The sequence below is a fragment of the Rhodococcus sp. 5G237 genome, from assembly GCF_053764735.1.
Genome location: NZ_JBSNCD010000006.1, coordinates 277,692 through 303,399 on the forward strand (window position 1 = coordinate 277,692; position 25,708 = coordinate 303,399).

At 69.3% G+C, this 25,708-nt stretch carries 21 protein-coding genes and 1 other RNA gene; 12 read left to right on the forward strand and 10 right to left on the reverse strand.

Features of this window, described 5'->3' with window-relative positions:
* The first annotated feature begins 183 nt into the window (after nt 1–183).
* The 4 genes from glnA (ACWPOC_RS16205) to ACWPOC_RS16220 all read left to right on the forward strand — a co-directional run bounded on the left by glnA (ACWPOC_RS16205) (nt 184) and on the right by ACWPOC_RS16220 (nt 5,089).
* Nucleotides 184–1,620 (forward strand): type I glutamate--ammonia ligase, encoded by a 1,437-nt coding sequence (gene glnA, locus ACWPOC_RS16205; RefSeq protein WP_006554411.1) that lies wholly within the window; start codon nt 184–186, stop codon nt 1,618–1,620.
* A 276-nt stretch (nt 1,621–1,896) separates the two neighbouring features.
* Nucleotides 1,897–2,286: a Fur family transcriptional regulator gene (locus ACWPOC_RS16210; RefSeq protein WP_120283314.1), complete on the forward strand. Its 390-nt coding sequence runs from the start codon at nt 1,897–1,899 to the stop codon at nt 2,284–2,286.
* 37 nt (nt 2,287–2,323) lie between these two features.
* A complete protein-coding gene (katG, locus tag ACWPOC_RS16215) occupies nt 2,324–4,507 on the forward strand; it encodes a catalase/peroxidase HPI (protein ID WP_252172858.1) in 2,184 nt (727 codons plus the stop codon).
* Nucleotides 4,508–4,753: 246 nt separating this feature from the next.
* Entirely contained in the window at nt 4,754–5,089 is a 336-nt protein-coding gene (locus ACWPOC_RS16220) for a hypothetical protein (RefSeq protein ID WP_024101314.1), read from the forward strand.
* A gap of 7 nt (nt 5,090–5,096) precedes the next feature.
* Here ACWPOC_RS16220 and ACWPOC_RS16225 read toward each other — a convergent pair whose 3' ends face one another.
* The 3 genes from ACWPOC_RS16225 to ACWPOC_RS16235 all read right to left on the reverse strand — a co-directional run bounded on the left by ACWPOC_RS16225 (nt 5,097) and on the right by ACWPOC_RS16235 (nt 11,096).
* Nucleotides 5,097–8,108 (reverse strand): bifunctional [glutamine synthetase] adenylyltransferase/[glutamine synthetase]-adenylyl-L-tyrosine phosphorylase, encoded by a 3,012-nt coding sequence (locus tag ACWPOC_RS16225; protein ID WP_455408972.1) that lies wholly within the window; start codon nt 8,106–8,108, stop codon nt 5,097–5,099.
* Nucleotides 8,109–8,122: 14 nt separating this feature from the next.
* Nucleotides 8,123–9,460 (reverse strand): type I glutamate--ammonia ligase, encoded by a 1,338-nt coding sequence (glnA, locus tag ACWPOC_RS16230; protein ID WP_024101316.1) that lies wholly within the window; start codon nt 9,458–9,460, stop codon nt 8,123–8,125.
* Between the two features lie 85 nt (nt 9,461–9,545).
* Complete coding sequence (locus tag ACWPOC_RS16235) at nt 9,546–11,096, reverse strand: alpha/beta hydrolase (RefSeq protein ID WP_024101317.1); 1,551 nt, start codon at nt 11,094–11,096, stop codon at nt 9,546–9,548.
* Nucleotides 11,097–11,281: 185 nt separating this feature from the next.
* Between ACWPOC_RS16235 and panB the strand changes: the two genes are divergently transcribed.
* From panB to pip, 4 genes are all read left to right on the forward strand, one after another.
* Nucleotides 11,282–12,142, forward strand: a complete 861-nt coding sequence (gene panB, locus ACWPOC_RS16240; protein WP_024101318.1) for a 3-methyl-2-oxobutanoate hydroxymethyltransferase — start codon at nt 11,282–11,284, stop codon at nt 12,140–12,142.
* A gap of 112 nt (nt 12,143–12,254) precedes the next feature.
* The gene (locus tag ACWPOC_RS16245; protein ID WP_006554419.1) at nt 12,255–14,957 is read left to right on the forward strand and encodes a cation-transporting P-type ATPase; all 2,703 of its coding nucleotides are present in this window, start codon (nt 12,255–12,257) and stop codon (nt 14,955–14,957) included.
* A 71-nt stretch (nt 14,958–15,028) separates the two neighbouring features.
* The gene (locus ACWPOC_RS16250; protein WP_033097808.1) at nt 15,029–15,469 is read left to right on the forward strand and encodes a hypothetical protein; all 441 of its coding nucleotides are present in this window, start codon (nt 15,029–15,031) and stop codon (nt 15,467–15,469) included.
* 51 nt (nt 15,470–15,520) lie between these two features.
* On the forward strand, nt 15,521–16,432 hold the full coding sequence (gene pip, locus ACWPOC_RS16255; protein ID WP_455409031.1) for a prolyl aminopeptidase: 912 nt from the start codon (nt 15,521–15,523) through the stop codon (nt 16,430–16,432).
* Nucleotides 16,433–16,439: 7 nt separating this feature from the next.
* On the opposite strand, the gene ACWPOC_RS16260 is transcribed toward pip, so the two are convergent.
* The 4 genes from ACWPOC_RS16260 to rnpB all read right to left on the reverse strand — a co-directional run bounded on the left by ACWPOC_RS16260 (nt 16,440) and on the right by rnpB (nt 19,320).
* Complete coding sequence (locus ACWPOC_RS16260; protein WP_455408973.1) at nt 16,440–17,042, reverse strand: CHAP domain-containing protein; 603 nt, start codon at nt 17,040–17,042, stop codon at nt 16,440–16,442.
* A complete protein-coding gene (locus tag ACWPOC_RS16265; RefSeq protein ID WP_120283326.1) occupies nt 17,032–18,441 on the reverse strand; it encodes an RNB domain-containing ribonuclease in 1,410 nt (469 codons plus the stop codon). The genes ACWPOC_RS16260 and ACWPOC_RS16265 overlap by 11 nt, the downstream gene beginning before the upstream one ends.
* A 43-nt stretch (nt 18,442–18,484) precedes the next feature.
* Nucleotides 18,485–18,667, reverse strand: coding sequence for a hypothetical protein (locus tag ACWPOC_RS16270; protein ID WP_006554424.1), 183 nt, complete (start codon nt 18,665–18,667; stop codon nt 18,485–18,487).
* 245 nt (nt 18,668–18,912) lie between these two features.
* Nucleotides 18,913–19,320, reverse strand: an RNA gene (gene rnpB, locus ACWPOC_RS16275) — RNase P RNA component class A.
* A 55-nt stretch (nt 19,321–19,375) separates the two neighbouring features.
* Between rnpB and ACWPOC_RS16280 the strand changes: the two genes are divergently transcribed.
* Nucleotides 19,376–19,897: a DUF1697 domain-containing protein gene (locus tag ACWPOC_RS16280; protein ID WP_120283328.1), complete on the forward strand. Its 522-nt coding sequence runs from the start codon at nt 19,376–19,378 to the stop codon at nt 19,895–19,897.
* 71 nt (nt 19,898–19,968) lie between these two features.
* Nucleotides 19,969–21,213 (forward strand): lipase family protein, encoded by a 1,245-nt coding sequence (locus ACWPOC_RS16285; protein WP_120283330.1) that lies wholly within the window; start codon nt 19,969–19,971, stop codon nt 21,211–21,213.
* A 133-nt stretch (nt 21,214–21,346) separates the two neighbouring features.
* On the opposite strand, the gene ACWPOC_RS16290 is transcribed toward ACWPOC_RS16285, so the two are convergent.
* From ACWPOC_RS16290 to ACWPOC_RS16300, 3 genes are all read right to left on the reverse strand, one after another.
* Complete coding sequence (locus tag ACWPOC_RS16290; RefSeq protein WP_120283331.1) at nt 21,347–22,504, reverse strand: bifunctional RNase H/acid phosphatase; 1,158 nt, start codon at nt 22,502–22,504, stop codon at nt 21,347–21,349.
* Nucleotides 22,501–23,238 carry a zinc ribbon domain-containing protein gene (locus ACWPOC_RS16295; RefSeq protein ID WP_120283333.1) on the reverse strand — a complete coding sequence of 246 codons (738 nt, stop codon included), beginning with the start codon at nt 23,236–23,238 and terminating at the stop codon, nt 22,501–22,503. The genes ACWPOC_RS16290 and ACWPOC_RS16295 overlap by 4 nt, the downstream gene beginning before the upstream one ends.
* A gap of 74 nt (nt 23,239–23,312) precedes the next feature.
* Nucleotides 23,313–24,461 (reverse strand): Nif3-like dinuclear metal center hexameric protein, encoded by a 1,149-nt coding sequence (locus ACWPOC_RS16300; protein ID WP_455408974.1) that lies wholly within the window; start codon nt 24,459–24,461, stop codon nt 23,313–23,315.
* A gap of 75 nt (nt 24,462–24,536) precedes the next feature.
* On the opposite strand from ACWPOC_RS16300, the gene ACWPOC_RS16305 reads away from it, so the two are divergent.
* Both ACWPOC_RS16305 and ACWPOC_RS16310 read left to right on the forward strand, forming a co-directional pair.
* Nucleotides 24,537–25,235, forward strand: a complete 699-nt coding sequence (locus ACWPOC_RS16305; RefSeq protein WP_455408975.1) for an HAD hydrolase-like protein — start codon at nt 24,537–24,539, stop codon at nt 25,233–25,235.
* Entirely contained in the window at nt 25,225–25,695 is a 471-nt protein-coding gene (locus ACWPOC_RS16310) for a low molecular weight protein-tyrosine-phosphatase (protein ID WP_455408976.1), read from the forward strand. Before ACWPOC_RS16305 ends, ACWPOC_RS16310 begins: the two co-directional genes overlap by 11 nt.
* Nucleotides 25,696–25,708: the final 13 nt, after the last annotated feature.

The window sequence follows — 25,708 nt, forward strand, 5'->3', positions numbered from 1 at the left end:
ACCAGCGTCGACCCGTGTTGGCCGCGGTGACTTATACCACCTTTTCGACCTCACAGCAGGACGAAAGCATGTGTAACACCCGCGAAACATAGGCTTGATGGACGGGCAACACCAGATCCATAACGTCTGATCCGACGCAGGCGCCCAGCACCCATGGCGCGCACCGACTGAAGGAGCACAAGCGTGGCGTTCACCACGGCCGAAGAGGTCATCAAGTACATCGCGGAAGAGAACGTCGAGTACGTCGATATCCGCTTCACGGACCTGCCCGGCATCGAACAGCACTTCTCGATCCCGGCGAAGGCGTTCAACGAGGACGTCTTCGAGGACGGCCTGGCATTCGACGGATCCTCCGTGCGGGGTTTCCAGTCCATCCACGAGTCGGACATGCTCCTGCTCCCCGATGTGACGACCGCCCGCATCGATCCCTTCCGCGCCGCCAAGACCCTGAACGTCAGCTTCTTCGTCCACGATCCGTTCACCCGTGAGTCCTACAGCCGCGACCCCCGCAACGTCGCGCGTAAGGCCGAGGAATACCTGATCAGCACCGGCATCGCCGACACCGCCTTCTTCGGTGCCGAGGCCGAGTTCTACATCTTCGACTCCGTCTCCTACGACTCGAAGATGAACGGCGCGTTCTACGAGCTCGATTCGATCTCCGGCTCGTGGAACACCGGCGCCGAGTACAACGCCGACGGCACCCCGAACCGCGGCTACAAGGTCCGCCCGAAGGGTGGCTACTTCCCCGTCGCTCCGTACGACCACTACGTCGACCTGCGCGACGAGATCTCCACCAACCTGCAGCTCGCCGGCTTCGAGCTCGAGCGCGGCCACCACGAGGTGGGCACCGGCGGCCAGGCCGAGATCAACTACAAGTTCAACACGCTGCTCTCCGCAGCCGACGACCTGCAGCTGTTCAAGTACATCGTCAAGAACACGGCGTGGAAGAACGGCAAGACCGCCACCTTCATGCCGAAGCCGCTCTTCGGCGACAACGGCTCGGGCATGCACGTGCACCAGTCGCTGTGGAAGGACGGCAAGCCGCTGTTCCACGACGAGTCCGGCTACGCGGGTCTGTCCGACCTCGCCCGCTGGTACATCGGCGGCATCCTCCACCACGCGCCGTCGCTGCTCGCCTTCACGAACCCGACGATCAACTCGTACCACCGTCTGGTGCCGGGCTACGAGGCTCCGATCAACCTCGTGTACAGCCAGCGCAACCGTTCGGCCGCCGTGCGTATCCCGATCACGGGCAACAACCCGAAGGCCAAGCGTCTCGAGTTCCGCGCTCCCGACTCCTCGGGTAACCCCTACCTGAACTTCGCGGCGCAGATGATGGCCGGCCTCGACGGCATCAAGAACAAGATCGAGCCGCTCGCTCCGGTCGACAAGGACCTCTACGAGCTCCCGCCGGAGGAGGCCAAGAACATCCCGCAGGCCCCCACCAGCCTGTCGGCCGTGATCGACAACCTCGAGCGCGACCACGAGTACCTCACCGAGGGCGGCGTCTTCACCACCGACCTCATCGAGACCTGGATCTCGCTCAAGCGCGAGCAGGAGATCGCTCCGGTCAACCTGCGCCCGCACCCCTACGAGTTCCAGCTGTACTTCGACTGCTGAGTCGAGTCCGGTAAGCACTCTTCGAGAGGCCGTTCGTCCCTTCCGGGACGGGCGGCCTCTCGCCTTGTCTGCGCCCCTTCCGCTCCGGCATCCTCGCGCGCCGAAACGGGGTTCGCCCCTGCTGCAGCAGCAGCAAGCCCCGGTTCGGCGCGCGAGAATCGTTTGTTCGTCATCGAATCCGGCGAAATCGCGACCGGTTCCAGAAAAGTGGTCCATAGTGGGCACGTGCCCTCGACGCGGGATTTCTCCGAGCGGTTACGCGCAGCCGGTCTTCGCGTGACCCGACAGCGTCTGGCGGTGCTCGATGCGGCGCACGAGCACCCGCACGCCGATGCCGATCGCATCTTCGACGCGGTCGGCGCCGTCGTTCCCGGCATCGGCCGGCACACCGTGTACGACATCCTCCACGCGCTCTCGGCACACGGCCTGCTCCGGCGAATCCAGCCCGCAGGTTTCCACGCGCGGTACGAGGTGCGCGTCGGCGACAACCATCACCACCTCGTCTGCCGGTCCTGCGCCGCGATCTCGGATGTCGACCACACCATCGGCGACTCGCGTTGCCTGTCACCGGTGGACGACGCAGGTTTCGACGTCGACGAGGCGGACGTCGTCTTCTGGGGCCTGTGCCGCGACTGTTCGACAGACGATCCACGACAACAGCCCTGAATCGGTCCGATCGACCCTGATCCGGAAGGAAACCGCAGTGTCCGAAAGCGAAAACCCAGCAATCCCCTCCCCCGAGCCGTCACCGCACCGGCCGAGGACCAATCAGGACTGGTGGCCGGACCAGCTGGATCTGACTGTCCTGCACCAGCATTCACCGCTGTCCAATCCGTTGGAACCCGACTTCGACTACTCGAAGGAAGTCGAATCCCTCGACGTCGAGGCGCTCCGTCAGGATCTGATCGACCTGATGACGGATTCCCAGGATTGGTGGCCGGCCGACTTCGGTCACTACGGGGGTCTGTTCATCCGCATGAGCTGGCACTCGGCCGGCACCTACCGCATCGCCGACGGTCGCGGTGGCGGCGGCAAGGGCGCGCAGCGGTTCGCGCCGCTCAACAGCTGGCCCGACAACGTCAGCCTCGACAAGGCGCGTCGCCTCCTGTGGCCGATCAAGCAGAAGTACGGCCGCAAGCTCTCCTGGGCCGACCTGCTGGTCTTCGCCGGCAACTGCGCCTACGAGTCGATGGGGTTCAAGACATTCGGCTTCGCGTTCGGCCGCGAGGACATCTGGGAGCCCGACGAGGTCTTCTGGGGCCCGGAGGACACCTGGCTCGGCGACGAACGCTACGCCGGTGAGCGCGAACTCCAGGGCCCGCTGGGCGCCGTCCAGATGGGTTTGATCTACGTCAATCCCGAAGGCCCCAACGGCAACCCGGAGATCCTCGCGTCCGGACGCGACATCCGCGAGACGTTCGCCCGGATGGCGATGAACGACGTCGAGACGGCTGCGCTCATCGTCGGTGGTCATACCGTCGGCAAGACGCACGGTGCCGCTCCCGCCGACAATCTCGGTCCCGAACCCGAGGGTGCCCCGCTCGAACAGCAGGGTCTCGGCTGGAAGAACTCGCATGGCACCGGCGCCGGTGCCGACACGATCACCAGCGGCCTCGAGGTCACCTGGACGCCCACTCCGACGAAGTGGGACAACACCTTCCTCGAGACGCTGTACGCCTACGAGTGGGAGAAGACCAAGAGCCCCGCCGGGGCGTGGCAGTGGACGCCGAAGGGCGGTGCCGGCGCGGACACCGTGCCCGACGCCCACGACCCGGCGAAGAAGCACGCGCCGGGCATGCTCACCAGCGACCTCGCGCTGCGCTACGACCCGATCTACGGCGAGATCACCCGGCGCTGGCTCGACCATCCCGAGGAACTCGAGCAGGAGTTCGCCAAGGCGTGGTTCAAGCTGCTGCACCGCGACATGGGTCCGCTCTCGCGGTACCGCGGACCGTGGATCCCGGAACCGCAGATCTGGCAGGACCCGGTGCCGGACGTCGACCACGAGCTGATCGACGAGAGCGACATCGCCTCACTCAAGGCGAAGGTCCTCGACTCGGGAGCGACGATCCCGCAGCTCGTCGCCACCGCGTGGGCGTCGGCCGCGAGCTTCCGCGGCACCGACAAGCGCGGCGGTGCGAACGGCGCACGCGTGCGGCTCGAGCCGCAGAAGGACTGGGAAGCCAACGAACCCGAGCAGCTCGCACAGGTACTGCAGATCCTCGAGGGTATCCAGCAGGACTTCAACGGCTCGGGCGGCAACAAGAAGGTCTCCCTGGCGGATCTGATCGTCCTCGCCGGTAACGCCGCGGTGGAGAAGGCCGCCAAGGATGCGGGACACGACATCACGGTTCCGTTCTTCCCCGGCCGCACCGATGCGAGCCAGGAGTGGACCGACGTCGAGTCGTTCGAGGTGCTCGAGCCGAAGCACGACGGTTTCCGCAACTACCTGCGCGGTGAAGAGAAGCTTCCGCCCGAGAAGCTGTTCCTCGAGCGCGCCAACCTGCTGACGCTGACCGCGCCCGAGACGACGGTGCTCGTCGGCGGTCTGCGTGCGCTCGGCGCGAATCACGGCGGCAGCAAGCACGGGGTCTTCACCGACCGCCCGCAGACCCTGACGAACGACTTCTTCGTCAATCTGCTCGACATGGGGACCGAGTGGAAGGTCTCGCAGAACAGCGAGGGCGTCTACGAAGGACGCGCTCGGGGATCGGACCAGGTCAAGTACACCGCGACCGCCGTCGACCTGGTCTTCGGGCATAACTCGCAGCTGCGGGCGCTCGCCGAGGTCTACGCGACCGACGATGCCGGCCCGAAGTTCGTCCGCGATTTCGTCGCGGCCTGGACGAAGGTGATGAACCTGGATCGTTTCGATCTGAAGAAGTGACCGCGCCGGCGGTCCACGACCGCGCCTGACGCACCGTCCCGGAGCCACCCGTCGTGTTCGGCGGGTGGCTCCGTCGTGTGCAGGGGGTCGTGCGCAGGTCCGCCGAGCCGAAACCGACTGGACAGCCGTACTGCACACGGGTGTACCGTGAGGACACAGCTTTGGTGATGTTCGTCACACCCGCTCGCGGGGGAGTGGATGCGACGTGGTCCGTATCCGAACGACACGTCTCCTCGGGAGGCCACCATGCGTAGATCCCTCGTTTCGGCAGCATGCGCCGCTGTCATGCTGTCCCCCGTCCCTCTGTCCGTCGCATTCGCAGGCACCGCAGCGGCCCAGACCGACATCTCCGTCGTCGGCATGTCGCAGGAGCAGGCACAGCAGGTGCTCTCCGACGCGGGCGTCCCCTACATCATCCTCAACCGGTCCGGCAGCACCATGCAGAACTGCAGGGTGACCGAGCAACGCGACCGCGGCTACGACGTCGAGGTCGAGTACGACTGGGACCACGAGAACAAGGAGTGGGACAAGACCGAGGTCGAGGTCTGGCGAGGACTCGCACTCGTCGTCTTCTGCGACTGACGGTCCGTCAGTCCCAGAACACCCGCTCGACGACCGCCCGCGCCCGACGCGTGACGCGTAGGTAGTGGTCGAGGAACTCCGACGCGTCCTCACCACGCCACCCCGTCACGCGGGCAACGGCTTCGAGCAGCCGTCCCGGCCCCGGGAGCTGGTCGGTCGGTTTGCCGCGGACGAGCACGAGACAGTTCCGCGCATCCGTCGCGGTGATCCATGCCGTGCGCAGGAGTTCGACGTCGGTCGCGCTGAGCAGCTCGGCGGCGCCGATGCCGTCGAGCGCCTCGAGCGTCGAGGTCGTGCGGAGCGCCGGGAGCCGGTAGCCGTGCTGGAGTTGCAGCAGCTGCACGGTCCATTCGATGTCGGCGAGGCCGCCCCGTCCGAGTTTGGTGTGGGTGGCCGGGTCGGCCCCGCGCGGCAGCCGCTCGGAGTCCACACGTGCCTTGATGCGCCGGATCTCGCGGACGGCCTCCTGCGAGACCCCGCCCTCCGGATAGCGCACCTCGTCGATCATGTGCAGGAAGCGGGTGCCGAGTTCGCGGTCGCCCGCGACGGCGTGTGCACGCAGCAGCGCCTGCACCTCCCACACCTCGGCCCACTGCGTGTAGTACGCCCGGTAGGACGCGAACGTCCGGACGATCGGGCCGCTGCGACCTTCCGGACGCAGATCCAGATCGACCTCGAGCGGTGGGTCGGTGCTCGGCGCGCCGAGGAGTCGCCGCACCTGCTCGGCGATGCTCGTGGCCCACTTGACCGCATCGGTCTCGTCGGCGTCCGGCAGCGGGTCGCACACGAACAGCACGTCCGCGTCGGATCCGTAGCCGAGTTCGCCGCCTCCGAGCCGGCCCATCCCGATCACTGCGATACGCGCCGGCGCCGGTCCGCGGGACTGTTCCGAGCCCCGGATCACCGCGTCGAGCGCGGCTTCGAGGACACCCGCCCATACCGTGGACAACGCCCGGCACACTTGCGGCACGTCGAGCATGCCGAGGATGTCGGCACTCGCGACGCGCGCGAGTTCGGCGCGGCGCAGCGAACGCGCGGCGGCGATGGCGCGAGCGGGGTCGGAGTAGCGCGAGGACGATGCGACGAGGGCGCGCGCAACCTCGGGCGGGTTCGCCTCGAGCAGCCGCGGCCCGGTCGACGCGTCGGCATACAGGCGGATGACCTCGGGAGACTTCACCAGCAGATCGGCGACGTAGGCCGACGAGCCGAGCACCGTCATGAGACGTTCGGCGACGGCCGGCTCGTCGCGCAGCACCCGCAGGAACCAGACCGTGTCGTAGAGCGCATCGGACAGCCGCCGGTAGGCGAGCAGACCGGCGTCGGGATCGGTTGTCTCGCCGAGATATTCGAGCAACTGAGGGAGCAGCAGTGCCTGGATGCGCGCCTTGCGGGAGGCTCCCCCGGACAACGCCGCCAGATGTTCCATCGCGTGCTGCGGGCCGTTGTACCCCAGCGCGGCGAGCTGGCGGACGGCCGCGTCGGGCGACAACCGCAGCGCTTCCTTGTCGAGCTTGCTCACCGAGTCCAGCAGCGGCCGGTAGAACAGGCGCGCGTGCAGTTTCCGGATCCGCGACGAGTTGCGCTTGATCTCCGATTCGAGCACGCCGAGGGCGTCCTTGCGCCCGTCCGGCCGCATGTGCGCGGCGCGCGCGAGCCACCGCAGGGCCTCGCGGTCCTCGGGCGGTGGCAGGGTGTGGGTCCGCTTGAGCCGCTGGAGCTGGAGCCGGTGTTCGAGCAGGCGGAGGAACTCGTAGGACGCCCGCATGTTCGCGGCGTCGTCGCGCCCGACATAACCGCCGTCGGCGAGCGCGCACAGCGCTTCGACGGTGTTGGGCACGCGCAGCGATTCGTCGACGCGACCGTGCACGAGTTGGAGCAACTGCACGGCGAACTCGACGTCGCGGAGGCTGCCGCGTCCGAGCTTGAGTTCGCGTTCGCGTAATTCCGGGGGCACCATCTCCTCGACCCGGCGGCGCATCGCCTGCACGTCGGGCACGAAGTCCTCGCGTTCGGAGGCGGTCCACACCATCGGGCTCAGGGCGTCGATGTACCGGCGGCCGAGGTCGAGGTTCCCGGTCATCGGCCGTGCCTTGAGCAGTGCCTGGAACTCCCAGGTCTTGGCCCACCGGTTGTAGTAGGCGACGTGGGATTCGAGGGTGCGGACGAGCTCGCCGCGTTTGCCCTCCGGTCGCAGCGCGGCGTCGACCTCGAAGAAGGCCGACGTGCCGATGCGCATCATCTCGCCGGCGATCCGGCTCGCGCGGGCGTCGGCGGGTTCGGAGACGAAGACGACGTCGACGTCGCTGACGTAGTTCAGCTCGCGCGCACCGCACTTGCCCATCGCGATGACGGCGAGGTCGATCGGGCACGGGCCCTCCGGGATCACCGTGGACACGGCCACCGCAAGGGCCGCGGTCAGCGCCGCGTCGGCGAGGTCGGCGAGCAGCGCCCCGACCTCGAGATAGGGCAGCACCGGTTCGTTCTCGACGACCGCCGCGAGATCGGCGGCGGCGATCAGCATCAGTTGGTCGCGGTAGGTGGTGCGCAGCGCCGCGACCGCGTGCGGGCCGATGAGCCCGGCCCGGTGGATCAGCCGGCCGGGACGTCCGTCGGGCTCGGGTTCGGCGTCGACGCTGTCGAGCATCCGCGCCGTGAAGGTGTGCTTGTCGGGCAGCGCCGCGCTGCCCGCGAGCATCTTCCAGCGATCCGGGTTGGCGACGATGTGGTCGCCGAGCGCCGACGACGCCCCGAACAGACCGAACAACCGGCCGCGCAGGCGCGTGTCGGAGCGCAGCGCCGAGTCGAGTTCGGCCCAGTCGTCACCGAGCGCGTCGGCCAGGCGCGCGAGGGTGCGCAGGGCCAGGTCGGCGTTGGGGGCACGGGACAGCGCCCACAGCAGTTCGACGCTGTCGGCGTCGTTCCATCCGAGTCGAGCGAGCTCGGCGGGGGCGGTCGGCTCGACGAGGCCGAGCCGACCGGGGCCGGGAACTACCGAACGCGCGCTGGGCGGTCTCACCACGCTTCCATCGTCGCTTACAACCCCAGGTACTGCTCGAGTTCGAAGGGGGTGACCTGGCTGCGGTAGTTCTCCCACTCCCGCCACTTGTTGCGCAGGAAGTAGTCGAAGACGTGCTCACCGAGGGTTTCGGCGACGAGTTCGGACTTCTCCATCTCGCGCAGCGCGATGTCGAGATCGGTAGGCAGTTCGCGGTAGCCCATGGCGCGACGCTCGGCGGAGGTCAGCGACCACACGTCGTCCTCTGCTTCGGGGGCGAGCTCGTAGCCCTTCTCGATGCCGCGCAGACCGGCCGCGAGCAGCACTGCGAAGGTCAGGTAGGGGTTGCACGCCGAGTCGGGGGTGCGGATCTCCACGCGACGCGACGATGCCTTGTTCGGCGTGTACATCGGGACGCGCACGAGCGCGGACCGGTTCGACGGGCCCCAGCACGCGGCCGTGGGTGCCTCTCCCCCGTGCACGAGACGCTTGTAGGAGTTGACCCACTGGTTGGTGACGGCGCTGATCTCGTTGGAGTGCTCGAGGACACCGGCGATGAACGCCTTGCCGGTCGCCGAGAGCTGCAGCGGGTCGTCGGGGTCGTGGAAGGCGTTGGTCTCGCCCTCGAACAGCGACATGTGGGTGTGCATCGCGGAGCCGGCGTGGTCGCGGAAGGGCTTGGGCATGAAGGTGGCCCGCACGCCCTCCTGCATCGCGATCTCCTTGACCACGTAGCGGAAGGTCATGACGTTGTCGGCCATGGACAGCGCGTCGGCGTAGCGCAGGTCGATCTCCTGCTGGCCGGGCGCGGTCTCGTGGTGGCTGAACTCCACCGAGATGCCCATGGACTCGAGAGCGTCGATGGCGTGACGCCGGAAGTGCGGGGCCGAGCGGTGCACGGACTGGTCGAAGTAGCCGCCGATGTCGGCCGGGACCGGGGCGCTCCCCTCGGGGCCGTCCTCGACGAGGAAGAACTCGATCTCGGGGTGCACGTAGCAGCTGAAGCCGAGATCGGAGGCCTTGTTGAGCTGGCGGCGCAGCACGTGGCGGGGGTCGGCCCAGCTGGGGGTGCCGCCGGGCATGGTGATGTCGCAGAACATCCGGGCCGAGTACTGGTGACCCCGATCGTCGACCCAGGGCAGCACCTGGAAAGTGGTGGCGTCGGGACGCGCGACCATGTCGGCTTCGGAGATCCGGGAGAAGCCTTCGATGGCCGAGCCGTCGAAACCGATGCCCTCCTCGAAGGCTCCTTCGAGTTCGGCCGGCGCGATCGCCACCGACTTGAGGGTGCCGACGACGTCGGTGAACCACAGGCGCACGAACCGAATGTCGCGCTCTTCGAGGGTGCGGAGCACGAACTCCTTCTGGCGATCCATACTCGCGAGACTAGGCACAATCCGTTAATTCCGTGTTACATCAGGTGCCACTTGCGGATGGCGTGTCGCTCACGTTCGTCGACGGTCAGCAGTGAGGATCGTTTTCCGGCACCGTCGAATCCACAAGATAGCTGGTCACAGCGGTGTCGACGCATGCGTTGCCGTCCAGGACGACGGTGTGCTGCGTGCCCTCGAAGCTCACCAGGACACCACCGAGCCGGGCTGCCAGTTCGACTCCCGCATCGTAGGGCGTCGCCGGATCACCGGTCGTCGAGACCACGAGCACGGGCGGCAGATCGCGGACATCGGGGGTGTGCGGCTCCCCCGTGGCCGGAACGGGCCAGAAGGCGCACACGTCCAGGGCCGCCGATCCGGTGCCGCGGCCGTCGTCGAGGAAGGGCGCCGCCGTGCGGAACCGCATGTCGAGTTCGCCCGCGAGGGCGCGGTCGGTCACCGGCGGGTCGTCGACGCACCGGACGGCGTTGAACGCGTCGGTGATGTTGCTGTAGGTGCCGTCCTCACCGCGACCCTCGTAGAGGTCGGCGAGTCGCAGCAGGGTGTCGCCCGTGCCGGTCGTCGCGAGCGACTCCAGCCCGCCGCGCAGTGAACCCCACAGGGTCGGCGAGTACAGGCCCTGCTGCACACCGGTGATGGCGTCGCGGTGGCTCAACCCGCGCGGATCGGTGGTGGGTGCCGGAGCGTCGAGCAGAGGGTCGACGAGCGTACGGAACCGCTCCGCTGCCCGAGCCGGATCGCTGCCGAGCGGGCACCCGGCGTACTGCGCGCAGTACACCGCGAACTCGTCGAACGCCTTCTGGAAACCCTCGGCCTGCAGCACGATCTCCTCGACCGGGTCCTGCTCCGGATCGATCGCGCCGTCGAGCACCATCGCCCGCACCCGGCCAGGGAAGGCCTCGGCGTAGAGGGTGCCGAGCCGGGTTCCGTAGGAATAGCCGAGATAGGTCAATGCGTCGTCCCCGAGGACCCCGCGGAGGACGTCCATGTCCTGCACGACCTCTCGGGTGCCGAGGTGCGCGAGCAGATCCGTGCCGTTGCGTTCGGCGCACAACTCCGCGTACTCACGATTGCGTTTCTCCGTCGCGGCGATGCCCTCGGGGCTCGTGTCCCCGTCGTCCACAGCGCGGTCGGCGTCGAACTCGGCATCGGTGAGGCAGCGGACCGCCGGTTCGGACGATCCGACACCGCGGGGGTCGAAGCCGACCACGTCGAAGCGGTCGGCGAGGACGGTGCCGTCGGCGGCGAGCGCGGTGGACAGTCCCGAGGCGCCCGGGCCGCCGGGGTTGACGAGCAGGGAACCGATCCGGTCGCCGCCGGCGGGCAGTCGCGACACCGCGAGGGTGATCACCTCGCCGTTCGGGTCCTCGTAGTCGAGGGGAACCTCGACGCGTGCGCACTCGACACCCTGCCGCACCATCATCGGCCCGTCCGCGCCGTACGACCCGCACGACTCCCAGTCGACGTCCTGCTCGTAGAACCGCTCGAGTCCCGGGACGACTCCGACCGCCGACGGCTGTCGCTTTTCCTGCGCGGTGTCACCACACGCGGTCGCCGCGGCGGCGGCCACGAGCGTCAGGAGGGACAGACGACGGATGCGCGCGCGAGCAGGGTGGGGCACGATCCGATCGTGCCACGCCCCGGTCGGCCTGCAGCGGCACGACCTGCGCTCCCTTCCGAGCGGTCGTGCGGTGTGACGAATCGCACCGCTGCGCGGCCTTCGTCCGTCCGAACCCGAGTGGCAGACTGAGACAGTCATCACCCGACCCGGGGACCCCGAGGGCCTCGAGGAAGAAAGGGACAGTGATGTCCGAGAACATGACGTCCGTATACGGTGGCGCGGCCTCCGCCGCAGCCCCTGCAGACACCCCCAAGCGCAAGACGCGAGTCCATCACCTGCAGGCGATGAAGGCCGAAGGCCGCCGCTGGGCAGAGTTGACGGCCTACGACTACTCCTCCGCCCGCATCTTCGAGGAGGCCGGTATCCCGGTCCTGCTCGTGGGCGATTCCGCAGCCAACGTCGTCTACGGCTACGACACCACGGTGCCCGTGACCGTCGACGAACTCCTCCCCCTCGTCCGCGGCGTCGTGCGCGGTGCTCCGCACGCGCTCGTCGTCGCCGACCTGCCGTTCGGCTCGTACGAGGCCTCGCCCGAACAGGCCCTCGCCACCGCCGTGCGGTTCATGAAGGAAGGCGGCGCCCACGCGGTGAAGCTCGAGGGCGGCGAGCGGATGGCTCCACAGATCGCCGCGATCACCGCCGCCGGCATCCCCGTGCAGGCCCACATCGGCTTCACCCCGCAGTCCGTGAACACGCTCGGCGGGTTCCGCGTGCAGGGCCGCGGCGACGGCGCCGAGCAGCTCGTCGCCGACGCGATCGCCGTCCAGGAGGCGGGTGCCTTCTCCGTCGTGATGGAAATGGTGCCGGCCGAGCTGGCCGGGCAGGTCACCCGCAAGCTGAGCATCCCCACCGTCGGCATCGGCGCGGGCAACGAGTGCGACGCGCAGGTGCTCGTCTGGCAGGACATGGCCGGCTACACCAGCGGCAAGACCGCGAAGTTCGTCAAGAAGTTCGGGCAGGTCGGCGACGAACTGCGCCGCGCCGCAACACAGTACGCAGCAGAGGTCGGGCAGGGCACCTTCCCGGGGCCCGAGCACTCCTTCTGACGATCGCTCGTTTGCCGAGGGGCACCACCGACCGCGGTGGTGCCCCTCGTGCGTCCGGGATCACCGCCGTCCCGGGGTGCCCGCGGAAGCGACACTGAGTAAAATTTCGGTAATGAGCCACCCCTGGCACGCACTCGATTCCGGTGACACGCTCGCCCGGCTCGAGACCACCGAAGCGGGACTGACCACGGCCGAGGCGACCCGCCGGCGGGAGCTGTACGGACCCAATGCGCTGCCCGCTCCCCGCTCGGATCGCTGGTGGTGGCGACTGCTGCGACAGTTCCACAACGTCCTGCTGTACGTGATGATGGCGGCCGCTGTCGTCACCGCGTTCCTGGGCCACTGGATAGACACGGCAGTCCTGATGGGTGCCGTGATCGTGAACGCGCTCATCGGTTTCGTCCAGGAGGGTCGCGCCGCGTCCGCGCTCGACTCGATCCGTGCCATGCTCGCGCCCCGGACGCGGGTCCACCGCGACGGCCGGATCGTCGACATCCCCGCGGCAGATCTCGTGCCGGGCGACGTGGTGCGCCTCGCCTCCGGCGACCGCGTCCCCGCCGACCTGCGGATCCTGAGCTCGCGTGAGCTGCGCATCGACGAGGCGGCCCTGACCGGTGAATCCGTGCCCGTCGCCAAGACACCGGACCCGGTCGACGCCGACACCGAACTCGGCGACCGCAGATCGACGTGCTTCACCGGCACCGTCGCGGTTTTCGGCCAGGGTGACGGCGTGGTGATCGCGACCGGCTCCGACACCGAACTCGGCCGCATCAATGCCCTGTTGTCGGGTGTCGACCGCGCGGCCACACCGTTGCTCGAGCAGATCGGCCGCTTCGGCCGTTGGCTGGCGGCGGTCATCCTCCTCGCGTCCGCCGTGACCTTCGCGCTCGGTGTCGTGTGGCGCGGCGAGAGCCCGGCGGAGATGTTCACCCTCGTGGTCGCGTTGGCCGCCTCCGCGATCCCCGAGGGACTCCCGGCCGTGATGACCGTGGCCCTGTCCCTCGGCGTGCAACGCATGGCCCGGCGCAACGCCGTCATCCGGCGCCTTCCTGCCGTCGAGACCCTCGGCTCGGTGACGGTGATCTGCTCCGACAAGACGGGCACGTTGACCCGCAACGAGATGACCGTGCAGAAGGTCGTGTGTGCGCACCGCACCGTCGAGGTGGGCGGTGTCGGTTACGCGCCGATCGGTTCGATCATCGCCGCCGAGAGTGGCGATCCGGTCGATCCGCACACCGACCCGGCACTCGATCTGGCCGTCCGCGCCGGTGTCCTGTGCAACGACACCGAGGTGGTCGAGGAGGACGGCGTGTGGGAGGTGCACGGCAACCCCACCGAGGCAGCGCTCGTCGTCCTCGGCCGCAAGGCCGGCCTGCCCACCGCGGCGGCCCACGAGCGGTGGCCGCGCCTCGATGTCGTCCCGTTCGAATCCGAACACAAGTTCATGGCGACCCTGCACCCGCACGACGACGGTCGCCGCGAACGCATCCTGCTCAAGGGCGCCCCGGAGCGGGTCCTCGTCGCCTGCACCGGCCAGCTCGGCGCCGACGGCGTGGTACGCCCCGTCGACGAGGCCTACTGGACCCGCCGCGCCGACGAGATCGCGGCCCAGGGCCTGCGCGTGCTGGCCCTCGCGTTCCGCGACCGCGAACCGGAGGACGGCGTGCTCGCCTTCGAAGACGCCCGGCACGACTTCACGATGCTCGCTCTGGTCGGCATCATCGACCCGCCGCGCGAGGAGGCGATCACGGCGGTGCGCGAATGCCACCGCGCCGGGATCACGGTGAAGATGATCACCGGTGACCACGCCGCCACCGCCGCCGAGATCGGGGCGCAGATGGGTCTCGGCACGGGTTCGCGGGCGATGACCGGCGCCGAGATCGAGACCCTCGACGATGCGGAACTGCGCCGGGTCGTCGCGGAGACGGACATCTTCGCGCGCACCAGTCCCGAGCACAAACTCCGTCTGGTGCGCGCCCTGCAGGCCGGCGGTCACGTCGTGGCGATGACCGGCGACGGTGTGAACGACGCGCCGGCGCTTGCGCGGGCCGACGTCGGGGTCGCGATGGGCATGACCGGAACCGAGGCCGCCAAGGAAGCGGCCGACGTCGTTCTCGCCGACGACAATTTCGCGAGCATCGCCGCCGCAGTCCGCGAGGGCCGCGGCGTCTACGACAACCTGAAGAAGTTCGTCCTCTTCATGCTGCCCACCAACGGCGGTGAGGCGCTGGTGGTCGTCGCCGCCATCCTCTTCCAGCTCACCCTGCCGCTCACACCCGCGCAGGTGCTGTGGATCAACCTCGCCACCGTCAGCACCCTCGGTCTGGCGCTCGCGTTCGAACCGACGGAGAAGTCGGTCATGCTCCGCAGGCCGCGACCGCCCGGGGAATCACTGCTGTCCCGCTTCTTCGTCTGGCGCGTGGTGATGGTGTCGGTGCTGATGATGGTCGGCTCGCTCGGCCTGTTCCTGTGGGAACTCGACCGCGGTGCACCGGTGGAGGTCGCGCGCACGCTCGCGGTGGACGCGATCGTCGTGGCCGAGATGTTCTACCTGCTCAACAGCCGCCGCATCCGCGACACGGTCCTCACCCGCGACGGGCTGTTCGGGAACCGGTACGTGCTTGCTGCGATCGCGGCGTGCGCCGCGTTGCAACTGTTGTTCACCTACGCCCCGTTCATGCAGGCGATCTTCGGGTCCGCCGCGATCTCGTGGGCGGACTGGGGCAAGGTGCTCGCGGCGGGCCTGCTGGTGTTCGTCGTCGCCGAGTTCGAGAAGTGGGTGGTCCGGCGCCTGCGACCGGCACCCGTGTCCTGACCGCCGACGGCCCCGTCCCCGGCCGGTGGCAGACTCGACGACGATCCGACCGTACGACCCGTGAGGTGTCCATGCAGATCCGCTCCAGTCTCGTTCCCGCCGTCGCCGTCGCGCTGGCAGGTGTTCTCGCGGCGTGCGCGCCGGCCCAGGACCCGGCACCGACCGGCACGTCCACCGAGTCCCCGGTGACGACGGAGACGACATCGGCTGCGGGGTCGAGCCCCGCGGAGGCCGGAGCGGGTGGCTTCACCGAGGCGCAGGCCGCAGATCTGTGTGCACGCCTCGAGGGCCAGCTGTCGAACTGGCGCACCTACACCCCCTCGGTGGGGCGCGGTGGCCTCAACATCCTCGTCGGCGAATGGGGTGCGGCGAACGGTGTCGACCTCGTCGCGCTCGCGGGCGACCGGGGCCGCATCGACGCGGCGACCTCCGCGCAGTGCCCGGAGGTGCGCGAGGAGGCCGTGCAGGCACTCGAGATCCCCGATCTCGCGTCGGGCCTCGTCGGGTTCTGATCCGTGGAGCGACGCGAACTGTATCCGCCGATCGAGCCGCACGAGACGGGCATGCTCGACGTCGGTGACGGCCAGCAGCTGTACTGGGAGGTCAGCGGTAACCCGCAGGGCAAGCCCGTGGTCTTCCTCCACGGTGGTCCGGGCGGGGGCACCGCGCCGCAGCACCGGCGCTTCTTCGATCCGGACGCCTACCGGATCGTGTTGTTCGACCAGCGCGGCTGCGGCCGGTCGCAACCCCACGTGGCCGACGGCGCCGACCTGTCGGTCAACACCACCGACCATCTGGTCGCCGACATCGAGCGGTTGCGCACCTTCCTCGGTGTGGACCGGTGGATGGTCTTCGGCGGGTCCTGGGGCTCGACGCTCGCCCTCGCCTACGCCCAGCGGCACCCGGAGCGCGTCACCGAACTCGTCCTGCGCGGGATCTTCCTGCTGCGCCGCAGCGAGATCGACTGGTACTACAACGGTGGCGCCGGGCAGCTGTTCCCCGAGGCGTGGGAGGGATTCTGCGCTCCGCTTGCGGCCGCCGGGCGGGGCGAGCATCCCGTGGACGTCTACCACCGTCTGCTGCACTCGACCGATCCGGACGTCGCTCTGGACGCGGCGATCGCGTGGTCCACCTGGGAGGGCGCCACGAGCTCACTGCTGCCGAACCCGGATCGCGTCGCGGAGACGGCCGAACCCCGTTTCGCGCTGGCCTTCGCGCGCATCGAGAACCACTACTTCCACCGCCGTGGCTTCTTCGACGAGGGCGCACTCCTGCGCGACGCGCATCTGCTGCGCAACATCCCCGGGGTGATCGTGCAGGGCCGCTACGACGTGGTGTGCCCGGCGCGCAGCGCGCACGACCTGCACGAGGCGTGGCCGTCCTCCCGCCTGCACATCGTCGACGACGCGGGCCATGCGGCGACCGAACCGGGAATCGTGCACCGGCTCGTCGAGGCCACCGACATGTTCCGCTGACCCAGGATCAGCCCGGCAGCCGCCCGAAGCCGACCACCGCGTCGTCCCCGGTCACGTCGAGTTCGTGGACGCGGATCCGGCCCATCTCGTTGCCGCCGACGGTGATCGCCGAATCACCGTCGACGGCGACGACGATGTTCGTGTGCTCGCGCTGACCGACGCCGATCCTGTTGTGGTACAGCACCACATCGCCGACCTCCGGCCGATAGCCCGTGCCCACCGGTTCGTAGCGGTCGGCCTGCTCGTAGAACTCACCGAGCGTGAACACGCCGGGGATCCGCCAGTGTCCCGAATGCGGATTGGACAGCGGCACACCGGCTTCCCGCATGATCCAGCTGACGAAGTCGGCGCACCACGGTTCGCGGACACCCTCCGAGTAGAACGTGCCGGGATTCTGCGCCTCGTGCTGTTCCTCGAGCAGTTCGACGATCCGCACCTGCGTCGGCGACAACGACGAGGTGTCGATCTCGGGGAATGCCGCACTGTCCCACGGGAACAGCCGGTTCGGCAGGATCCACCACACGAGCACCGCGATCACCGCACACAGTGCGAGCACGACGGCGAGGACGGCAGCGACCGGCCGTCGCCGCCGCGTCGTCTCACCGGTCATGGTCGAAGCGGATCTTGCGTGCCTGCGGGTCGGCGAGCGTGAGCCGCACCCGCACCGTGCTGCCCTCCTCCGGCGCCCCGCCACACGGGCCGATGACGGTCTCGGAGGCGACGAACACCTCCGCGTCGCGCCGGTCGGTGGCCTCCTTCAGGACCGTCGCCTCGAAGGTCTCCCCCACCCGCGGCGCGAGGACGACGGCCTCGGTCAGGTCGACGCACGCTCGGTTCACCTTGCCGGCGAGCGAATCGGTCGACGACATGATCTTCGGCATCGCGGCCAGTGCTGCGCGGACCTCGTCCGGGACGTCCCGACCCGACGACACCGCGAGGCACACCTCGGTGGCGTAGCGGTCGGACAACCGGCGCAGCGGCGCGGTGACGTGCGCGTAGGGCGCACCGATCGCGCCGTGCAGGATCGTCTCGGGCAGGTCGCCGTCGAAGGCCGCGTAGGACGCGCCGCGCAGCAATGTCGGCGCTTCGCTCATCAGCACGAGTGTCTTCGGGTCGTTGGCGTCGAGCGAGGCGAGGAAGGCACCGACACCGAGCCCCGACGGCCACGGCACGTCGAGCGACCGCGCGGTGCGGCGCAGAGCATCGACCGCAGCAGGGTCGGCGGGCGGGAGCGTACGCAGCAGGCCGACCCGTGCGTCGATCATCATCTGCGCAGCGCACATCCCGGTGAGCAGCGAGATCTCGGAGTTCCACTCGTCGGCCTCGGTGCGCGGCTCGATCTGCAGCGTCCAGCCGTCGCCGTGCTTCACGACCTCCTGCGCGGGCAGGCGCAGTTCGATCGCCCCGCGGGCGAGCGCCGCGGCCGCTCGCAACCGCCCGAAGTCGGGCAACGCCTCGACGGACGGATGCAGCCGGCCTGCGTCGGCGTCGCGTTGCACTCCGGCGTAATCCATGCGTGCGACCGATCGGACGAGCGCGCGCCGCACACTCACCGCGACGGGCTCGGCACGGTGGTCGGTCTCGATCCGCCACAGCGCCGCCGGGCGGACGGCGTCCGGCAGCAGGCTCGCGGTGCCCTCGGACACCTCGCGCGGATGCAGCGGCACGGAGCCGTCGGGCAGGTAGAAGGTCTGCCCGCGGCGGTGCGTCTCGACGTCCAGCGCACCACCCGGTTCGACGAGTGCGTACACGTCGGCGATCGCGTAGTGCAGCACGAAGCCGTCGTCGGTGCGTTCGAGATGCAGGGCCTGATCGAGGTCCATCGAGCCGGGTGGGTCGATGGTCACGAGAGGCAGATCGGTGCGGTCCTCACGGACGTCCGCGTAGCGGTCGGTCGCGTGTCGCGCATCGGCGAGGGCCTCCGGCGGGAACTCGCCGACGAGGTCGAATTCGGCGCGCACATCGGCGAAGTCGATCGCGGGCGCAACGACGATGGGAGTGGTCACCACGATGCTCGTGAACTCCTGGTGGTTCGGGTGCTCGTCGTCGAATTCAGCCGTTCTTCCAGTCGTCGTCGGCGGCGTCGGCCGCCTTGTTCCGTTCTGCCGCGATCTCCAGCGCCCGCTGAGCGGTCTCCCTGTCCGGGTAGGGACCCATGCGGTTGAGGGCGTGCGGATCCTTGCCCTGGGAGACCTTCCCGGTGCGCACGTCGTAGTACCAGCCGTCGTCGCTCATGGTCTCAGTGTGCCCGAATCGCGTCTGTCTGTACGGACAACCCGTCGGCAGGCGTGGCGCGGTACTGTCGGGCCGCACACCCGTGCTCGATGTCCGAACGAAGGAGCAAGCAATGTCCTACATCCTCTACGACGCGTTGCTGCCCTGGCTGGGTCCGGATGCGGCCTCGTACTGGGCGCACCTGCTGGTCATCGATCCGATCTGACCCGACCGGTAGCAACGCGGTGGGAGCGGGAGACGCCGGGCGAACGAGTCGGCCTGTAAGCCGGATCCTGTCCCCCGCCGAAACGGGGTGGCGACCATCCATCTGGGCACACCGTCGCCGGGTACCTCGAGCGGTTCACCCGCAGGCTCGGGCGAGCAGCCCTCGAACACCTGCGCAGCCGCACCGCACGCGGTGCGACCTTCAACCTTGCTCCGGGCGGGGTTTACCTAGCCGCCCCGGTCACCCGGGGCGCTGGTGCGCTCTTACCGCACCCTTTCACCCTTACCTGCCGTACGGCAGGCGGTTTGCTTTCTGTGGCACTGTCCCGCGAGTCACCTCGGGTTGCCGTTAACAACCGCCCTGCTCTGTGGAGTCCGGACTTTCCTCGATTCAGGGCCTGGCACCGTGCGGTACCGGTTCCCTGCTCCGCGGCCGCCCGGCCGACTCGTTCGCTCGACCAGACTATCCCGCGGCGTATCGGCGCCGCCAACTACGGTGCACTCATGACGCGACTCGTGGCCCTGCTGCGCGGAATCAACGTCGGCGGCATCCGCATCCGGATGGCCGATCTGAAGGAGGTCTTCGGCGGCCTCGGATGCGAGAACGTCCGCACCGTCCTCGCATCCGGCAACGTGCTCTTCGACGCCGAGGACGACCCCGCCACCGCGAAAGCACGGATCGAGGCCGCACTCACCGAGCGGTTCGGTTACGAGGCCTACACCTTCGTCGTCGAGCAGTCGTATCTCGCACGGGTCGTCGAGGCGTATCCCTTCGACGACGCACGCACCGACCGGCATTCGTACGTCGTGTTCGTCTCCGATCCCGCAGTGCTCGAATCGCTGGTCGCCCTCGCGGACGATCTCGATCCGGACCTCGAATGCGTCGACGCGGGTGAAGGTGTCCTCTACTGGCAGGTCGTGAAGGGCTCAACCCTCGACAGTGCCGTGGGAAAGCAGTCGGGTTCGGCCCGGAACAAGGCGACGACGACCGTCCGGAACCTCAACACGCTGCGACGACTGGTGTGACGACCGTTGCATCTACCTACAGGCTGCAGGTAGCGTCCCTTCTCGACGTTCGTTCCGTTCGGAGGCCCAGGATGCGCAGACGCACCGGAGTATTCGCCTCGATCGCCGCGGCCGCACTCCTCGCGACCACACCGACGGTGGCGACCGCCGAGGCCGATACCGACTTCTACACGCCCCCTCCGGCCTTCGAGACGGCGCCGCTCGGCGACGTCCTGCGCACCGCACCGTCGGTCGCCGCCGTCGTCCCGAACACCCCGGCCGTCCTCGACGCAGCCGTCACCCGGGTGATGTACCGCAGCACGAACGCCACCGGAGGACCGGTCGCCACCGTCGGCACCGTGCTCGTCCCGTCGCAGCCGTGGACCGGCCCCGGACCCCGGCCCACCGTCGTGCTCGGTCCCGGCACGCAGGGCATGGGCGACCAGTGCGCACCGTCGAAGCTCATGACCTTCGGTCAGGAGTACGAGTACATCCACATCGGTCCGATGCTCGCGGCCGGTTACGCCGTCGCGGTCACCGACTACGAAGGACTCGGCACACCCGGCGTGCACCCCTATCTCAACCGCGAGTCGCAGGGACGCGCGATGCTCGACCTCGCACGCGCCACCCGGTCGCTCGGTGATCTCGGTCTCGACCCCGAGGGCCCGATCGCGTTCTGGGGATATTCGCAGGGCGGCATGGCGTCCGCCTCGGCCGCCGAACTCGCCGCGACGTACGCCCCCGAGCTGTCGGTGGTCGGCGCCGTGGCCGGCTCACCACCCGCCGACCTGGGCGATCTCGCCGTGGCCGGCGACGGCTCCCTGCTCTCCGGCGGGGTCGGCTGGGTCGTCGACGGTTTCATCTCGGCCTATCCCGAGCACGCCCCGTCGCTACTGGCGGCGTTCGATCCTGCCGGACTCGACATCCTGCGTCGCGCCGAGACGGCCTGCGTCTTCGACGCGTTCACACTGAACCCGTTCGGGCAGACCTCGGCGTATACGGTCGACGGACGGCCCATCGCCGAGCACCTCGGCGACGAGCCGTGGGCGTCGCTGGTCGCCGAGCAGCAACTCGGCAACCGCACCCCGTCGATGCCGATCTTCGTCGCGCAGAGCACCGGCGACGACTTCGTGCTCGTCCAGGGTGTCGACACGATGGTCGACAAGTGGTGCTCGGCCGGCGCCGACGTCACCTACCGCCGCTACGACGTCGGACCCGTCCTGACGAAGACCGGAACCGGCCACCTGATCGGCATGTTCCCGGCCGTCGTCGAAGGCCTCGACTGGCTCGCTCAGCGATTTTCCGGCCGGGAATCCCAGCCCGGCTGCACCGCCTGACATCCCGCCGGAAAAAATTTCCGGCAACCGTGTAACACCGTCGGTCGGCCGACAGATAAACCTGATGAGTGGCCGCGCAGGCAACCCCCCGACATGTCTGCGCGGCCACTTTTCGTTTGCGGCCGCTACCGGTTCACAGGTGCGAGGTGTCGTTGACGAGCCGCACCGACGACCCACCGTCCGCGTAGAACTCGGCGATGCTGAGCGACGCGAGATCCAGGTGCAGGCGGTACAGCAGCGATGGACCCGATTCGAGCGCCATCTGCAGGAACGTCTTGATGGGCGTGACGTGCGAGACGACCAGCACGGTCGTGCCGGCGTAGTCGGTCAGCAGGTCGTCGCGCACCGAGGCAATACGCTTGGCCACCTCGTCGAAGCTCTCGCCGTTCGGGGGCCGCACGGAGGTGTCGCCGAGCCAGCGCCGGTGCAGTTCGGGGTCGCGACGCGCGGCCTCGGCGAAGGTGAGACCCTCCCAGTCGCCGAAATCCGTCTCGATGAGCCCGTCGTGCACCGTCACCGGGAGATCGAGGGCGTCCGCCGCTGCGGCGGCCGTCTCCCGCGCGCGCCCCAGCGGTGACGACAGCACGGCGGTGATCCCACCGCGGGCACCGAGCCGCCGGGCCGCGGCGACCGCCTGCTCACGACCGAGTTCGGTCAGCTCCGGGTTGCCCCGCCCCGAGTAGCGACGCTCGACCGACAGCGAGGTCTCCCCGTGACGCAGCAGCAGCAGACGGGTCGGTGTTCCGACCGCACCGGTCCAGCCGGGCGAAGCCGGAACAGCCGGGTCTGGCACCGGCACGACCGGCGGAGTGGTGACGTTCTCGGTCCGCGCGTTCACCTGGACCGGACGTGCCACGGTGTCGGATGCGACGTCCAGCAACGCTTCGGCGGCCGCGTCCATCGCGGCGTTGGCCAGCCGGTCGGCGTAGGCGTTCTCCGCACGCGGGATCCACGTGAAGTCGACGGTGCGGAACCGGCCGGCGAGCTCCCGCGCCTGCGCGGCCAGCGGGATCATGTCGGCATGCTTGACCTGCCACCGTCCGCTCATCTGTTCGACGACGAGCTTGGAATCCATGCGGACGTGCACCTCGTCGGCGCCGAGCTCGGCGGCGGCGGTGAGACCGGCGATCAGGCCCTTGTACTCGGCGACGTTGTTCGTCGCGCGCCCGATGCTCGCCTGGCGTTCGGCGAGGACGGTCCGATGGTCGGCATCGAAGACCACGGCACCGTAACCGGCCGGTCCGGGATTCCCGCGGGAACCGCCGTCCGCTTCGACGACGACCGTCGTCACAGTCCGGATTCCTTGGTGCGGACCAGGATCGCGTCGCACTCCGGGCACCGGACGAGCAGATCGGCGGGTGCGGCCGCGATCCGGGCGATCTCACCGCGGTCGAGTTCGAGACGGCACGCGCCGCAGCGGCGGGCCTGCAGCAATGCGGCGCCGATGCCGGACTTCTCGCGCTGCTTCTCGTACACCGTCACCAGTTCCGCGGGGAAGACGGCGAGCAATGCCTCGCGGTCGCTGCGGCACCGCTGCTCGGCCACCTCGATGTCGGCGAGCGCCTCGTCGCGGGCCCGGACGGCGTCGCCGAGCTGGTCGTCGACCTGCGAGACCTGCGCACCGGCATGGTCGTGGTCGGCCTTCGACGCCTCGCGACGCTCCATGACCTCGAGCAGGTCGTCCTCGAGTGCCGCCTGGCGACGCTCGAGGCTGGTGAGCTCGTGCTGCAGTTCGGTGAGCTGCTTCGATCCCACCGAGCCGCTCTGGAGCATCGACCGGTCGCGGTCGGCGCGCATTCGCACGGCCTCGATCTCGCCCTCGAGCTTCCGGATGTCCCGGTCGAGGTCGTCGAGGATGATCTCGACGGCCACCGCGGCGTCCTTGCGCGCGTTGCGCTCGGTCTGCAGGCGGTCCACCTCCTGCTGTTCGGGCAGTGTCCGACGGCGATGCGCGAGGCGGTTCAGCTCTGCGTCCACGGCGGCGAGGGACAGCAGCTTGGCCTGCACGGTGGGTTCGACGTTCACTCGGGTGGTTCCTGCTTTCGATGGTGTGTCGGTGGGCCGGGAGTCGGCGGCCACGCGGGACGTGTCGTAGCTGATTACCGTACCGCGCCCGCCGCGGTCGTCCAGGGATCGGTGCGCAACTCGCTGACCCGCGCCTGCCAGCCGTCCCGGTCGGCGAACGCCGCGTCGAGGACGTTGCGGGCCTGGGCGCACCACGGGTACTCGCTCGCCCAGTGCGCGACGTCCACCAGCGCGGGGCCTCCCGCGCGCAGATGTTCGTCGGCGGGATGGTGCCGCAGGTCGGCAGTGACGTAGACGTCGACACCCTGCGCGGTGGCGAGTCCGAGGAAGGAATCACCGGATCCGCCGCACACCGCCACGGTCCGCACCGGCCGGTCCGGATCGCCCGCGCCGCGCACGCCCCATTCGGTGGCCGGCAGAGCGGCGGCGACGTCGGCGGTGAACTCGCGCAGCGTGCGGGTCTGCGGCAGCTCCCCCACCCGGCCGAGCCCGCGATCGCTCGGCAGGTCGGCGAGCTCGATGATGTCGAAGGCCGGTTCCTCGTAGGGGTGCGCGTCGCGCAGGGAAGCGAGCACCGCCGCGCGCGACCGGCGCGGGGCGATGACCTCGATCCGGTCCTCGGGGACGCGCTCGAGGTCGCCGACCGAGCCGATGGCCGGGTCCGCGCCGTCGACCGGGCGGAACTGGCCGGTGCCTGTGGTCGACCAGCAGCATTCGCGGTAGTTGCCGAGGGCACCCGCGCCCGCCGCGAACAGTCCCGCGCGCACCGTGTCGGCGGCGTCGGACGGCACCATGACGACCCACTTGTCGGTCGCGGGTTCGGGCTTGGCCTCGAGCGGTCGCAGGCCGGTCAGGCCCAGCGCTCCGGCGAGGGCGTCCGAGACTCCGGGGTTCGCGCGGTCGGCGTTGGTGTGCGCGGTGAACAGGGCGCAACCGCCGCGGATGAGGCGGTGGATCAGCGCACCCTTGGGCGTGTGCGCGCCCACCGTGTCCACTCCGCGCAGCAACAGTGGGTGGTGCACGAGCAGCAGTTGCGCGCCCCACTCGAGCGCTTCGTCGACGACGGCCGCGGTCGCGTCGACGGCGAGCAGCACCTTGTGCACCGGCTCGTCGGGGTCGCCGACGACGAGTCCCACCGAGTCCCAGCTCTCCGCCAGCGACGGCGGGTAGGCCGTCTCCAGAACGTCGATCACCTCACGCAGCGTCGCCGCCGTCACGTCCACCTCCAGCTGATCCGCTCTCTCCTACGCGCACGACCCTACGCGGCGGAAGACCGGACGAACGGGGAGAATGGCCCGGTGACCGTTCTCGCTGCCACCCAGCCGCTCGTGCTCCCCGCTCCCGTCGTCCTGTTCGACCTGGACGGCACGCTCACCGATTCCGCGACCGGGGTGATCAACGGGTTCCTCCACGCCGCCGAGACGACCGGTTTCGAGGCGCCCGACGGCGACCTGCAGTGGCTGCTCGGACCGCCCATGCGCGACACCCTGCAGAATCTCGGGCTCGACGAGGAGCAGGTCGCTGCGGGACTCGCGGCCTACCGGGACTACTACTCCGCGACCGGCTGGGCGGAGAACGCGGTCTTCGACGGCATCGAAGCGGTGCTCGATGCCGTGCGCGGGGCCGGGAGTCGCCTGGCGGTCGCGACGTCGAAGTCCCAGGCGTTCGCCGAGCGGATCCTCGACCACTTCGGTCTGACCGGATACTTCGAGTTCGTCGGTGGTGCGAGCGACGACGGCGCCCGGCGGCACAAGTGGGAGGTCGTCGCGCACAGCCTCGCCGCTCTCGGGATCGATCCGCGGGATGCCGAAGCGGGCGGCACCACCGGTGTGGTGATGGTCGGCGACCGCGAGCACGACATCCACGGTGCAGGCCGGTTCGGCATCCCCACGGTCTTCGTCGAGTGGGGTTACGGGACCGAGACCGAGGGTCGTGCGGCGGCGCGGACGACCGCCTCGGTCGAGGAACTGCGCGAGGTACTCACGGGTGGACGCTGACGACCGCTTCCACGTGACCTTCGTGTGCACCGGCAACATCTGTCGGTCGCCGATGGCCGAGAAGATATTCGCCGAGCACCTGCGGCGGGAGGGACTCGACGACCGGGTCCGGGTGAGCAGCGCCGGCACGCACGGCTGGCACGTCGGCTCCGAGGCGGATCCACGCACCGACGCGGTGCTGCAGCGGCACGGCTATCCCACCGGTCACCGCGCCGCCGAGCTCGGTGCCGAGCACCTGTCGGCCGACCTCGTCGTCGCCATGACCACCACCCACGAGCGGGCGCTGGCGCAGCTCGGTGTCCCGTCCGATCGCCGTGTGCTGCTGCGTTCGTTCGAGCCCGACGCCGACGACGATTCCGTGCCCGATCCGTACTACGGCTCCCTCGACGAGTTCGAGCAGGTCCGCGAGCAGATCGAAGCCGCCGTTCCGGGCCTGCTCGAGCGGGTGCGGCAGCAGTGAGACGCACCTCACC